The sequence below is a fragment of the Agarivorans sp. QJM3NY_33 genome, from assembly GCF_050870865.2.
Taxonomy (GTDB): domain Bacteria; phylum Pseudomonadota; class Gammaproteobacteria; order Enterobacterales; family Celerinatantimonadaceae; genus Agarivorans.
On record NZ_CP194039.2, the window covers coordinates 4,715,786 to 4,729,786 of the forward strand.

A 14,001-nucleotide genomic window follows, 5' to 3' on the forward strand; every position below is an offset into this window, starting at 1 on the left:
AATATTATCGAGTCAGCATTATCAAATTACTTGGAGTAAGCATGCCAAAATCATGTGGATGGACGACGAAACAATTTACCGCAGATCCTTGGCGTCCTTACTACCATATCGCCGCCAAAACGGGCTTGATTAACGATCCCAATGGCTTTAGCTTCCATCAAGGACGCTTTCAACTGTTTTACCAATGGAACCCCTTTGGCTGCGAACATAAAAACAAACACTGGGGCCACTTCAGCAGCAGCGACCTGATACATTGGCAAGCACATCCAGCCGCTTTAGCCCCTACGGATTGGTTCGACAAAAATGGCTGCTATTCCGGTACAGCAGTGAGTGAGGGCGAGATCCTTAACCTTTATTACACTGGCAATGTCCGCCAAGGTGAGCAGCGCCTCAGTTACCAATGTAAAGCGGTGCTGCATCCTGATGGGCATGTTGAAAAACTGGGGCCGATGAATATCGAAGCACTCAGCAATTACACTGGCCACGTCCGCGACCCGAAGTATTTATCTTGGCAAGATCAATCTTGGCTCATTCTGGGAGCTCAAACGCTGGATCAACGGGGTGGAATCTGTCTACTACAACAGCAACAAGAGCAATGGCTTGAACGTCGCTTCATCAGCCAAGAAATTAATCTCGGTCGCCCACAGCAAGCCTATATGTGGGAATGTCCTGATCTATTTGAGCTCGACCAACAATGGTTATTATTGGCCTGCCCGCAGGGCATCGAACTTGATCAAGCCGAATACACCACCACCAACCTGAGTGGTTACTTCACCGTTGACATGAGCGCTGGCCCGGCAGAACTGACCATCAACAGTGAATTTAATTTACTCGATCATGGTTTCGAATTTTATGCGCCGCAAACCCTGCAACATCAAGGCACCACCCTGTTAATCGGTTGGCTTGGGCTACCCGATGATGGTGAGCACCCAAGCGTTCGCCACAATTGGACACAAATGCTCGGCTTACCTCGTAGCCTAAGTTGGGAAAACGGCTGCTTACGGCAGCGCCCCATCCCAGCGTTCAAGGCGCTCGCCCAAGCTCAACAAGGCGACTCTTATCGCAGTGGAGAGCATCAACTTAAGGGTTTCAGCAGAAGCTGTATGCTAGACATTGAATTCACCGAGTGCAGCGCTTTTCAACTCAGTCTACCCAGTGCGGACGATAGTTTCAGCCTCCATTGGAGCGAAGGAACACTCGTGGTTGAGCGAGGCGAACTCGGTCCGCTCAACAGTGATACCAAGCGAATTTATCAAAGTCGTAATGGCAACTTAAGGCAGCTACAATTATTTATCGACAGCTCCAGCTTTGAACTATTTGTCAATGATGGCGAAGCCGTGTTATCGGGCCGACTATTTCCTCAGCAAGCCTGGCACAAAGGGCAATTCAAGTTGGAAAGTGGGCAAGCCAAGCTTCAGCTGACTCAGCTGAGCAATAGCTGGATCGAGGAGGATCTAGATGCATAAAGTACAAGTATGGAATTTGGGCGATGCCGTTATCGACCTGCTCCCAGAAGACAATGGTCTACTCAAAATGTGCCCCGGTGGTGCGCCTGCCAATGTCGCTGTCGCCTTGGCACGCCTCGGCATCAATAGTGGTTTCATTGGCCGAGTGGGTAACGACCCCATGGGTAAGATGGTCAGCGCCACTCTGGCAGACGAAGGCGTTGATATCAGCAGTTTAAGCTTCGATCAACAGCAGCGAACCTCTACCGTATTAGTCTCTTTAGATGCCAGTGGAGAGCGTGAATTTACCTTTCTGGTACAACCCAGTGCCGATCAGTTTTTAAGCACTGAGCAGCTCCCCGCCTTCCAAGCCGAACAATGGTTGCAATTAAGTTCCATCGCCCTTGCCGCACCGCGCTGTCGCGAAACCGCCATCGAAGCGGCTAAACGCTGCCGCACTGCTGGTGGTTGGGTATTCTTCGACCTCAATTTACGAGCTATGTTATGGTCTAGCCCCGAGCAAATGCGTCAGCAGATTGAAGCATTTTTACCCTTGTGCGATTTAGTTAAATTTTCCGAAGAAGAAGCATTATGGCTTAGCAATTGTGAACAAATTGAGCAAGCGGTCGAGTATTTACAAGAGCAACTTCAGGTTCCTTTTATCTTATCGCTAGGCGAATTAGGGAGTGAATTAGTCTATGCGGGGAAAATCCAGCGAGTCGTTGCCGAGCCCGTAGCCAAGGTGGTGGATACCACCGGCGCTGGTGATGCCTTTGTAGGAGGGGTCTTGGCTTACTTGAGCCAGTTTAGCCAATGGCAAGACCAAGCCTTATTACTCGAGGCCTTGGCCCGTGGTAATAAAAGTGGCGGTTTGGCGGTTGGCGAAAAAGGGGCGATGTCGGCCCTACCCTATATACATCGTTAATCACAACGCAACCCAGAGCGCGCCGAGAGCTCTGGGTTGTGGATTTCTAAATTATCCAAAGCCTTGAGCCAAGCTTGGCCGAATGTTTCCCTCCACTTTTTATCTCACTTTACTCACATCAGCGTCTCAGCGTGGTCTTGAATGCCCAAGGAAATGGCAAACCGCTGTTATGAAATTTCTTATTGCTAGCCACTTATCGACTATTTTGTTAAAAAACCTAAAAAATACCTTTTTAAAACGAGATTTAGCGCACGAAAAGCAAATTGCTGAAAATCGTCCGCATTTTTCGTAATTGAGTCATCCCAGAAGCAGACTAACAATGAACTTAGGATCGGAAGATTGGCACTGTGACGCTTTGGCAATGCAACCCATTGACTCGCTCAAGCCCAACGGACACTAATTCTTCGATAAATATGCTTTCTTAAGGAGTAATGCCATGGCTCAGTATTTTGATCAAATTGAAAAAATCACTTTCCAAGGACCGGAATCTAATGACCCTTTAGCCTTTCGTCACTATGACGCCAATCAGCTGATCTTAGGTAAGACCATGGCAGAACATCTGCGCTTTGGTGCCTGCTATTGGCACAATCTCTGCTGGGATGGCTCTGACATATTTGGTTCAGGTACCTTTGATCGCCCTTGGCAGCAAGCAGGCAACGCCTTAGAAATGGCCAAAGTGAAAGCCGACGTCGCCTTCGAACTATTTACAAAATTAACCATTCCTTACTATTCCTTCCATGACATCGACGTTGCGCCGCAAGGCAACTCGCTCAAAGAATATAGCGAGAATATGAAGGTGATGATGGACGTGCTTGCCGAGAAGCAACAACAAACGGGGATGAAGTTACTCTGGGGTACCGCCAACGTATTCTCTCATCCACGTTTCATGTCAGGCGCAGCTTCAAATCCCAATCCCGAAGTATTTGCCTATGCGGCGACCCAAGTATTTAGCGCGATGAACGCCACCAAAATGCTGGGCGGTGAAAACTATGTATTGTGGGGAGGTCGAGAAGGTTACGAAACCTTACTCAATACCGATTTACGCCAAGAGCGTGAGCAATTGGGTCGTTTCTTCCAAATGGTGGTAGAACATAAACACAAAATCGGCTTTAACGGCACCTTATTGATCGAGCCTAAACCTGCTGAACCCACCAAACATCAGTACGACTACGACACCGCCACTGTCTATGGCTTTCTCAAGCAATTTGACTTAGAAAATGAAGTCAAAGTAAATATTGAAGTAAATCACGCAACTTTGGCGGGGCACTCCTTCCATCACGAAATCGCCACCGCGATCTCACTGGGCTTATTTGGTTCGATTGATGCGAACCGCGGTGACCCGCAACTGGGTTGGGATACCGACCAATTCCCCAATAGTGTGGAAGAATGGACACCGGTGATGCACGATATCTTAAAATCAGGAGGGTTCTCTACCGGAGGTTTGATGTTTGATACCAAATTGCGTCGTCAAAGCATCGCCAAGGCGGATTACTTCCACGGTCACATTGGAGCCATGGATACTTGCGCCCTCGCCCTGAAAAAAGCCGCCAGTTTACTGGAAAGCCAAGAACTCAACAAAATAGTGGCCGAACGTTACGCGGGTTGGAGTGGTGATCTTGGCAAAGCGATTATGACCGGAGACTACAGTCTTGAGTCCTTAGCCAAACAAGCGCTGAGTGACAACATCCAGCCAACTCATGTCTCGGGTCGCCAAGAACAATTGGAAAACATCATCAATAAACACATCTTCAGCAGATAAGGATAAAGTTTCAGCAAGCCATAAAACCGACGCTTGAGCGTCGGTTTTTGTAACTCAAACAGCCGTCGTGGATAACACCGTCAACCCAGACTCGCTATCATGATTTGCATCTGATTAAGACTCCAGCGATAGCGCTGCCCCATTCACAACTTGATATTCCATCGTCAAAGGATCAAGCCCCTCCAAACAACCAGCGTTTACCCGAGTCAATTCAGGCGCGCTTCGCGGACGATGGAAGGTATAAATACCACAATGTTTACAAAAATAATGCTTGGCCACATGACTGTTCCACTGATACAAGGTCAACGCATCCTGGCCAGTGAGTAGCTCAAAGCTATCATCTTCGGCGGTGACCATCATAATTCCCTTGCGCTGGCATAGGCTACAATTACAGCGCACCGCCGGCACTAGGCTGGACTTTAATGAAAATGTTACCGCGCCACAATGACAACTTCCCTGATGAACTTGACTCATTTGCACTCTCCTTGACGATTGATTCGACCTTGGGCCGATTTGCACTATCATTAATAATATTTATATCATTAATGGTGATTTATGAATGCCTCATTTAATAAGACCTTAAGCCTAAGTCTACTGTTATTCAATAGTGTTGAGCATGAGGTCTACGCCGCCCCGCCGCCGCCTTTGGTATTAGCCAGCGAATACCAGCAAGGCTTGCAACTCGAACGCTACTGGGTTTGTGAAAAATATGACGGCGTTCGGGCCTATTGGAACGGACAGCAATTACTGAGCCGCAGTGGCCGAACCATTTCCATCCCTCACGAGTTACAACAGCAACTCCCGGCCTTTGCACTAGATGGCGAACTATGGCTCGGTCGGGGCAAGTTTAGCGAATTGGTGGGCTTAATACATCGACAGCAGAGCAAGTTCGAGCAATGGCAAAAGGTACAGTTTATGGTCTTTGACCTTCCCCATCATCCGGGTAACTATCGAAGCCGCTATCAACAACTACAAGGCTTAGCCAAGCAGGCTAATTTTATTCGAATACCTGAATATCATAACTATCCCGGCCGAACTCAATTAGCGCAAGAGCTACAAAAAATCAGCGCCGAAGGCGGCGAAGGCTTAATGTTACGCGATCCAAACTCGTTTTATCTGGCGACCCGTAGTCACGCCTTAATCAAATATAAAGCTTACCAAGACGGAGAAGCCGAAGTTGTGGCTTATAGCGCTGGAAAAGGTAAGTATCAAGGTATGCTGGGTGCCTTAGTGGTACAAGATCGACAAGGACAACGATTCAAAATAGGCAGCGGCTTAACAGATCAGCTCCGAGTTTCACCACCGCCGCTTGGTAGTCTGATTGAATACCGCTACAACGGTTTGAGCAGTCATGGTAAGCCGCGTTTCGCACGCTTTATACGGCTTCATCAAACGCTCTAACAGCTAAGTATTGGTATCACTAAGCTGACTGCGGGATCCCGAGCTCAAACCTGAGCAGTAAGGGCAAACGGCTCTAGTATCCCAACTTAAGCTCTAGCCAAAGAGTTTAAGGCAGCTGTTTATTTCGCTCAACATCCACCAGATAATCACCTTCCAGCCAATCCCTGCCGATCAGCAACTTATAGTCCATTTTGCTGCGATCGCGTAAGTTAACATCAACTGTTTTCTGTTGGCCCTGCCATTCAATGGCCAGCGCCACTTTATAACGGATCTCTAAGCCTTGAGAATTACGTACCGCCACCACATCGCTGATCCGTGCCTTGCCCTGATGCTGCTCACCCTGCTCATTAATGGTGGTGAATTCCAGATACTTACCAATGTTGGCACGCATTTTAGGTTTCACCAGCGATTTTTGCTCGGCTTCTGAGTAATCCGCTGGCAGAATATTATTACCATCGATAACCCGTATATGGTCGGCATGCAATGAGGTGCTGGCCGCGCCGGTATCAATCCGGGTTAAATAACGAAGATCAGCTTCCACGACACGAATATATTCTAAGGCTCCCACCGTTGCTTTCTCGGCCCAACAGCTGCTGGCGGAAGCCAGCGTAAACACCATCGCGAACAATATCTTCTTCAACACCTAACTTTCTCCAACTTGGTCGCAGGGGAGCTCTACCATCAGCCTTGTCTGATCACGACAGACTCAGCTTCCCCATAAATTTACTGTAGTTTAGCTGATGCTCGCTCAGGTCGAAACCTGCTGCCATTCGATAATCCTCAAATTCGTTTAACCGAGCACCCGATCCCAATCCTTCCATACCACTTGATAACCAGCTTTTTGCACCGCTGCGGCAACTACTTCAGGTCGGCGCTCATCGCTAATTTCAAACTGCTCCAGCGCGGTCTGACTAGTTTTAGCATAACCGCCCGGCTGGGTGCTGGAAAAGGCACTCATGGTGGTGATCCCCAGGGGAATCGCATGATTACGAAAATGTTCTGACTCACGAGTTGATAACGACAACTCCACATCGGGATTAAACAAACGATAGGCGCAAATCAACTGAACTAACTGCTTGTCCGTCATCACCGATACCGGCTGAAAACCGCCTTCACAGGGCCGCAAGCGCGGAAAGGAAATAGAAAACTTACTCTGCCAATAGCGACGCTCTAAATACTGCAAATGCGCAGCCGCGTAAAAACAATCGTTACGCCATTGATCCAGACCAATTAAAGCCCCTATACCAATCTTACGAACCCCGGCGGCACCGAGACGTTCAGGGGTAGCTAAACGATAATCAAAATCACGCTTCCGTCCCTTGGGATGCACCTCGGCATAACGCTGCCGATTATAAGTTTCTTGATAAACCATCACCGCATCTAAACCGAGTGGAATCAGCTCTCGGTAGTCCGCTTCATCCAAGGGTTGAACTTCCATCGACACATGTGAGAACCGCGCCTTAATTAAGGGCATCACTTGACGAAAGTAGGCCATGCCGACCTTGCGTTCCGACTCACCAGTCACTAACAAGATGTGGTCAAAACCAAGGGCTTTAATGGCATCTAATTCTGCATCGATTTGTGCCATATCTAAGGTGAGGCGACGGATCTTATTACCCATCGAGAAACCGCAATATTGACAAACATTACTGCACATATTGCTCAGATATAAAGGTATGTAAAACTGCTGTGTCTTACCAAAACGCTGCTGAGTTAAACGCATGCTGCGCTGGGCCATCGGTTCCAAATAGGCTTCGGCTGCGGGCGAAATGAGCGCCTGAAAATCGTCCAAGTCTAACTTATCTTTGGCCAGTGCTCGCTCGACATCAACAGCGGTTTTACTGTAAATCGACAAATGTACTGCTGCGTGATCATAAGTCGCTAAGTGCTCGGCAAAACTCATTCGCTTGCCCTCCTATAAATTATCTAAAAACGCCGTTAAAGGACTCGATGCTTCCGCATGGCGTAATTCGCGACCTAAACCAGCAAGATAAGCATTGCGCCCCGCTTCAACGGCCATCGCAAAAGCTTGGGCCATCGCCACCGGATCTCTGGCCACGGCCATCGCAGTGTTGACCAATACCGCATCGGCGCCCAACTCCATCGCCAACGCCGCATCGGAGGGGGCTCCAATGCCCGCATCCACCACCACCGGCACGCTGGCTTGCTCAATAATAATTTCTAAGAAATCGCGACTGCGCAGGCCTTTATTAGTACCAATGGGAGCGCCCAGCGGCATCACCGCAGCACAACCCACATCTTCCAATCGTTTACACAACACCGGATCGGCATGCACATAAGGCAGCACCACAAAACCTTGTTGCACCAGGGTTTCGGCGGCGGCAAGCGTTTCGATAGGATCCGGCATGAGATATTTCGGATCGGGATGAATTTCCAGCTTCAACCAATTGGTTGCCAACGCCTCACGCGCCAGATGAGCAGCAAAAACTGCCTCCTCAGCGTTGCGCGCCCCAGAGGTATTGGGCAGCAGCTGCACCCCCGCTTTGAGTAAGGGGGCTAAAATATCATCCTGTTGATCGCTGGCATCAATCCGTTTCATCGCCATGGTCACCAGCTGACTAGCACTGGCTTGAATACTGGCAGTCATTAACTCCGCACTGGCAAATTTGCCGGTCCCGGTAAATAAACGACTGGTAAAACTCTTATCTGCAATCTGTAACACAGGAACTCCTTAATTTATCCACCGGCAATCGCCCGAAAAATTCGCACCTTCGTGCCATTCACCAGCTGGGTTACCGGCCAATGAGTTCGCGGCACAATCCGACCATCGACGACCACCGCAACCCCATTCAACGATTGCTGCTGTTGCTCTAGTAACTGAGTAATGTTCAAGGGCTCAACTAGCGCGGTACTCAAGCCATTCAACTCAATTGTTATGTACATTATTTTTCACCCTTCAGCGCATACCGGACAGGCCGGATCGGCCTGTATGCTTAAATGAAACCACTCGAGGCTGTGCGCATCGAAGCTGGAGAAGCGCCCAAGCTGAGCGGAAGCAAGGCCCACCAGCAACTTAATGGTTTCCAAGGCTTGCAGGCTACCGATGGTGCCCACCACTGGCCCAAGGACCCCGGCATTACTGCAATTAAGTTGCTGCTCACTGGCATTCGGAAATAAGCAGTGATAACAGCCCTGAGCTGAACGGCGAAAATCAAACACCATCAACTGCCCGTCAAAGGCGACTGCTGCACCACTCACCAAAGGCACTTTGGCTTTCACACAGGCCTGATTCACCGCATAACGGGTGCTGATGTTATCGCTGCAATCCAGCACCACATCGGCTTGCGCCACCTCCATCGCCAGTAACAAATCATCCATCTTGCGATTCACGGTTCGCACTTGGATCTGACTGTTAAGCTGCTGCAGGCGCTGTTTCGCGGCAGTGACTTTGGCACTGCCAATATCCGCTTCGGTGTATAGCACCTGGCGCTGTAAATTGCTGCTATCGAGCTGGTCAAAATCGGCTAAAACCAATTTCCCGACACCTGCCGCGGCTAAGTACATACTCGCCGGCGCGCCCAAGCCCCCCACCCCAATCAACAACACCTGAGCCTGCTTGAGCTTTAATTGCCCGACTTCCCCAAGCTCTTTGAGTAATAGGTGGCGACTATAGCGTTGGTATTCTTGGTCCGTTAATTGGTTGAAGTTCATGTTGACTCCTATCTGCTCATTTCAGTTGATTGACTGACAATCGCTTCGAGCTCGGCCAGCGCATTCGCGGGATCGGCTGCCTCGGTAATCGCTCGGACCACCGCCACACTGCCCACGCCACACTGCCACACCTGCTTGGCTCGCGACAAATCGATGCCACCAATCGCGACTAAGGGATAATCGCTCATTAAGCTCGCGTAACGACTTAATTTCGCCAAACCTTGCGGCTTGGACGGCATATCCTTAGTAGTCGTGGGAAAAATATGCCCCAGTGCAATATAACTAGGGCCTAGCTGACTGGCACGTAATAATTCGTAATAGCCATGGGTGCTAATGCCTAAACGCAAACCAGCAGCGGCAATTTGTGGTAAATCGGCCAAGGCCAGATCTTCTTGCCCCAAATGCACCCCATAGGCACCATGTTTTAGCGCCAATTGCCAGTAGTCATTAATAAACAAACGCGCCTGATATTGACGACCCAGTTGGATGGCTTGACGCACATCGCCTTCCACTTCCGCATTACTTTTATCTTTGATCCGCAGCTGTAGGGTTTTCACCCCCATCGCTAATAGACGCTCTATCCATGCCACGCTATCCACCACTGGGTAAACGCCAAGTTGATAGCTATCACAGCTCGCGAAGGACTGCTGCTCTGGCCAACTTTCGCTGAGGCCAAACAGCTTTCCTAGCGGCGTTTGTGCCGACTCAACCCGTGGAAAATATTGCCGCAGACTGGGCCAGCCCAAGTGCGCCAGATTGCCACAACCCTGCTGCTGAGAAAGTCCCTGATAGACATAAGCTTTGGCCAGCACTAGTGCATCTTCCATGGCAAAATCGAGCGCTAAACCAGCCGCCAGGGCGGAGGCCAGAGTACAACCAGTGCCGTGGGTATGCGAGGCTTCCAGTAACGGACTGGAGAGCAATATCTCGCGCTGCCCATCACAATAAAAATCCACCGCTTGTCCGGGCGTGAAATCTAAGTGTCCCCCCTTGGCCCACACGGCTTTGACGCCCTTGGCTAGCAACGCTGCGCAGGCTTGTTTCACGGCACCGGGACTGCTGAGCCCAATGCCCGTCAAGCTGGCTAACTCACTGGCATTGGGCGTGAGCACATCAACTTGAGCCAATAGCTTGGGTAAAGCCGCTAGCAGATCGTCAGCCGCCAGCTTCGCCCCAGAACTCGCGACCAGTACAGGGTCGTACACCACCAACGGTGGTTCCGACCAAGTCGCCTTATAGCGGGCTAACTTCTCTGCCACCAAAGTCACTAACTCGGCACAGCCTAACATGCCAATTTTTATCACCTTGGCCGGATTCGTTGCAGCCAAAGCATCCAACTGCGCGGCCAACATCGCGTCCGTGACCGTCTCCATGGCGCTCACCCCGCGAATATTTTGCGCAGTCAACGCGGTCACCGCAGTGGCACACTCAACGGCCAAATCATGGGCGCTCAGTAAATCGGCCTGCAAACCCGCTCCTGCACAGCTGTCGCTTCCCGCGATCGTCCAAATTTGTGGGCGTAAGGCCGCGTCAAGGCAAGCACTAGGCTTCATGGCTAGTCTCGGCAGTTAACGGGGAGTGGTAAATTTCGGCCCCCTTACGACGAAACTCAGCAGACTTTTCCGCCATCCCTTCAACCACTGCGGCGGGCTGATACCCAAGATCGGCAAGCGGTTCATCTAATAACTTAATCTCTAAGTCATTGGCATAATCGCGCACCTCTTGAGAGATCTTCATTGAACAAAATTTCGGGCCACACATCGAACAGAAGTGCGCCACCTTGGCAGATTCTTGAGGCAGCGCCTCATCATGGTAGGCACGGGCAGTATCGGGATCTAAAGCAAGATTGAATTGATCTTCCCAGCGGAATTCAAAACGCGCTCGACTCATGGCGTTATCTCGAATTTGCGCGCCAGCATGACCTTTTGCCAAATCGGCGGCGTGAGCGGCGATTTTATAGGTAATCATGCCCTGTTTTACGTCATCTTTGTTGGGTAGACCCAGATGCTCTTTGGGCGTCACATAACACAACATGGCGCAGCCAAACCAACCAATCATCGCCGCGCCAATGCCCGAAGAAAAGTGGTCGTACCCCGGAGAAATATCGGTAATTAGCGGTCCTAAAGTATAAAATGGGGCCTCGTCACAAACTTCGAGCTGCTTCTCCATATTCTCTTTGATCAGCTGCATCGGGACGTGGCCCGGGCCTTCGATAATCACCTGTACATCGTATTCCCAGGCAACTTTGGCCAACTCGCCAAGGGTTTCCAATTCGGCAAACTGCGCCTCGTCGTTGGCATCGGCAATCGAGCCCGGACGCATTCCATCCCCCAGGGACAACGACACATCATAGGCGGCACAAATTTCACAAATATCGCGAAAACGCTCGTAAAGGAAACTCTCCTGGTGGTGGGCCAAACACCACTTGGCCATGATCGAGCCGCCACGCGAAACGATGCCAGTAATCCGCTTGGCGGTCATTGGCACATAACGCAGCAATACGCCAGCATGAATAGTGAAGTAGTCCACGCCCTGTTCTGCCTGCTCGATCAAAGTGTCGCGAAAGACTTCCCAGTTGAGATCTTCAGCCACTCCATTTACCTTTTCCAGAGCTTGATAAATGGGCACGGTGCCGATCGGCACAGGCGAGTTACGGATCACCCATTCACGGGTCTCGTGAATATAACGGCCAGTCGACAAGTCCATCACCGTATCGGCACCCCAACGGGTCGCCCAAACTAACTTCTCAACTTCTTCTTCTATCGAAGAGGTCACCGCCGAATTCCCAATATTGGCGTTCACTTTGACCAAGAAATTACGACCAATGATCATCGGCTCGGTTTCGGCATGGTTAATATTGGCAGGAATAATCGCCCGACCTCGCGCGACCTCATCGCGAACGAACTCACCAGTAATATGCGCCGGCAAGGAAGCACCAAAGGAATGACCCGCTTGTTGTTCGGCCAGTAAATCTTCACGGATCTTGTCCCGTCCCATGTTTTCGCGGATCGCGATATATTCCATTTCCGGGGTGATAATACCTTGGCGAGCATAGTGTAATTGAGTCACTCGTTTACCAGGCTTGGCTTTTCGTGGTGTTGGCAGGCTGTCGAAACGAATATGATCGAGACCTTCATCGGCCAAACGTTGCTGAGAAAAGTTTGAGCTGTGTCCGGCTAAAGCCTCGGTATCGCCGCGCTCTTCGATCCAAGCCTGACGCTGTTGGGGCAAGCCCTTACGCACATCCAAATCGGCTTGTTGGTCACTATAAATTCCTGAGGTATCATAGACCCGAACCGGTTCATTGGCGGCAAACTTCGGATTTTCTTTACTACCGCCCACCAGGCTATCGGCTAAGTTAATTTGGCGCATCGCAACTTGAATATCGTCACGACTACCTTGAATATAAATTTTTTCTGAATTTGGAAAAGCTTGACCCTGCAGATTATTAATATATTGCTCTGCAGCAGCTCTGGTTTCGCGTCTTGACATGACTTGCCTCTCAATAAAGTTATTAACAATGAGGCTTGTCGGATGTAGGAGAAGTAAGCAAAGCTAAGGGCGCAATATACGCCGTCGCAACGGTCCATTGGCACTTTCACAAAAAACTTACTCATCTTGTTCCCTGCGCAGGCATTATCCTGATCAGGTCATACGGATCCCACACAACAGTAGCAATACTACCCGTGGTCTCAGCCTTTCGGCACTCCGACAAGAGAGCCGAGTATAGGGCTGATAATTACAAATCACAAGCGGCAGATCAAAAACCAAACTGAGCAACACCGATCAATACCCGCCAAGTAAGGTTGAGAAGGATGACAACCACAACTGATGGACTAAAGCTGAAATTGCAGACCGAGACTAAACAGGACACTCAACAAGAAACTCCATTTCGCCGTCGCTTGCAGTTGTTGATCTAAAACTTGGTGTTGGTACTGACAAAACACCGTAGCACTCACCTTGAGCAAGGCGAGCGCGGCCAACAGGTACAACCAAGCAAAACTGCTGGCAGCATTCAGCAATAGGTAGCTGGCGAACAGTCCCAAGGCGACCAAGATTAATAACAGATGATAATAGCGCGCTCGGCGCTCCCCAAGACGCACCGCCAGAGTCAGCTTTCCAGCCGACAAATCGGGTTTAAAATCGCGAATATTATTGATATTAAGCACCGCAGTCGCCAGTAAACCACTCCCGGCCCCTACCAACCATACTGCAGGATCGAGCTGCTGAGTATGTAAATAATGACTGCCCACCACCCCTAGCAGACCAAAGAACACAAACACACTGAGATCGCCCAAACCGCGATAACCGTAGGGTTTCTCTCCCATGGTGTAGGCAATAGCGGCAACAATCGCCAGAGCCCCCAGACCTATGAAGCCAAGCCAGGCCAGCCAATGATCGCCGATGCTCACCCACAACAGCAGCAAACCACTCGCCACCGATAACAAGGCCATTAGCACTATCGCCCGCAACATTTGCGGTGCGCTCAGCAAACCAGCCTGAATCGCCCGCGTCGGTCCCACCCGGGTCTCATCATCGAGGCCCTTCAGCGCATCACCATAGTCATTAGCTAAATTGGATAAAATTTGTAACAACACCGCCGTCAATAACGACAGTACAAATACTGGCCAACTAAACTGCTGCTGTTTCAGCGCCAGACAAGAACCTAAAAGAACCGACGAGCTCGCCAAAGGCAGCGTTCGCAAGCGGGCAGCATGCAACCAGGATTTCACAGTAATACTCAACATAAAAATAACAACTCGGCGCCTATTATTGCTCAGCATCAAAGCAGAACCAAA

The 14,001-nt window shown here is 50.1% G+C and carries 13 protein-coding genes and 1 riboswitch; of the genes, 4 read left to right on the forward strand and 9 right to left on the reverse strand.

Annotation, left to right across the window (positions count from 1 at the left end; translation table 11 throughout):
- Positions 1-41: 41 nt before the first annotated feature.
- From ACRRSY_RS21335 to xylA, 3 genes are all read left to right on the forward strand, one after another.
- The gene (locus tag ACRRSY_RS21335; RefSeq protein ID WP_432463982.1) at positions 42-1,466 is read left to right on the forward strand and encodes a sucrose-6-phosphate hydrolase; all 1,425 of its coding nucleotides are present in this window, start codon (positions 42-44) and stop codon (positions 1,464-1,466) included.
- Entirely contained in the window at positions 1,459-2,370 is a 912-nt protein-coding gene (locus tag ACRRSY_RS21340; protein WP_432460387.1) for an aminoimidazole riboside kinase, read from the forward strand. Before ACRRSY_RS21335 ends, ACRRSY_RS21340 begins: the two co-directional genes overlap by 8 nt.
- 436 nt (positions 2,371-2,806) lie before the next feature.
- A complete protein-coding gene (gene xylA, locus ACRRSY_RS21345) occupies positions 2,807-4,129 on the forward strand; it encodes a xylose isomerase (protein ID WP_432463983.1) in 1,323 nt (440 codons plus the stop codon).
- Between the two features lie 114 nt (positions 4,130-4,243).
- Here xylA and ACRRSY_RS21350 read toward each other — a convergent pair whose 3' ends face one another.
- On the reverse strand, positions 4,244-4,603 hold the full coding sequence (locus tag ACRRSY_RS21350; protein ID WP_432455555.1) for a GFA family protein: 360 nt from the start codon (positions 4,601-4,603) through the stop codon (positions 4,244-4,246).
- 81 nt (positions 4,604-4,684) lie between these two features.
- Here ACRRSY_RS21350 and ACRRSY_RS21355 point away from each other — a divergent pair, with 81 nt between their 5' ends.
- Complete coding sequence (locus ACRRSY_RS21355; RefSeq protein ID WP_432455554.1) at positions 4,685-5,530, forward strand: DNA ligase; 846 nt, start codon at positions 4,685-4,687, stop codon at positions 5,528-5,530.
- 106 nt (positions 5,531-5,636) lie between these two features.
- Here the strand turns inward: ACRRSY_RS21355 and ACRRSY_RS21360 are convergent, their stop codons facing one another.
- The 8 genes from ACRRSY_RS21360 to ACRRSY_RS21395 all read right to left on the reverse strand — a co-directional run bounded on the left by ACRRSY_RS21360 (position 5,637) and on the right by ACRRSY_RS21395 (position 13,950).
- Positions 5,637-6,173, reverse strand: coding sequence for an ATP-dependent zinc protease family protein (locus ACRRSY_RS21360; RefSeq protein ID WP_432455553.1), 537 nt, complete (start codon positions 6,171-6,173; stop codon positions 5,637-5,639).
- 147 nt (positions 6,174-6,320) lie between these two features.
- The gene (gene thiH, locus ACRRSY_RS21365; protein WP_432460389.1) at positions 6,321-7,433 is read right to left on the reverse strand and encodes a 2-iminoacetate synthase ThiH; all 1,113 of its coding nucleotides are present in this window, start codon (positions 7,431-7,433) and stop codon (positions 6,321-6,323) included.
- 12 nt (positions 7,434-7,445) lie between these two features.
- Positions 7,446-8,213 carry a thiazole synthase gene (locus ACRRSY_RS21370; protein ID WP_432455551.1) on the reverse strand — a complete coding sequence of 256 codons (768 nt, stop codon included), beginning with the start codon at positions 8,211-8,213 and terminating at the stop codon, positions 7,446-7,448.
- A 14-nt stretch (positions 8,214-8,227) separates the two neighbouring features.
- Positions 8,228-8,434, reverse strand: coding sequence for a sulfur carrier protein ThiS (gene thiS / locus ACRRSY_RS21375; protein ID WP_432455550.1), 207 nt, complete (start codon positions 8,432-8,434; stop codon positions 8,228-8,230).
- A gap of 6 nt (positions 8,435-8,440) precedes the next feature.
- A complete protein-coding gene (locus ACRRSY_RS21380; protein WP_432463984.1) occupies positions 8,441-9,202 on the reverse strand; it encodes a HesA/MoeB/ThiF family protein in 762 nt (253 codons plus the stop codon).
- An 8-nt stretch (positions 9,203-9,210) separates the two neighbouring features.
- Entirely contained in the window at positions 9,211-10,755 is a 1,545-nt protein-coding gene (gene thiE / locus ACRRSY_RS21385) for a thiamine phosphate synthase (RefSeq protein WP_432463985.1), read from the reverse strand.
- Positions 10,745-12,694, reverse strand: a complete 1,950-nt coding sequence (gene thiC / locus ACRRSY_RS21390; RefSeq protein ID WP_432463986.1) for a phosphomethylpyrimidine synthase ThiC — start codon at positions 12,692-12,694, stop codon at positions 10,745-10,747. The genes thiE and thiC overlap by 11 nt, the downstream gene beginning before the upstream one ends.
- Before the next feature lie 113 nt (positions 12,695-12,807).
- Positions 12,808-12,923: riboswitch (TPP riboswitch) on the reverse strand.
- Between the two features lie 115 nt (positions 12,924-13,038).
- The gene (locus ACRRSY_RS21395) at positions 13,039-13,950 is read right to left on the reverse strand and encodes a 1,4-dihydroxy-2-naphthoate polyprenyltransferase (protein ID WP_432463987.1); all 912 of its coding nucleotides are present in this window, start codon (positions 13,948-13,950) and stop codon (positions 13,039-13,041) included.
- Positions 13,951-14,001: the final 51 nt, after the last annotated feature.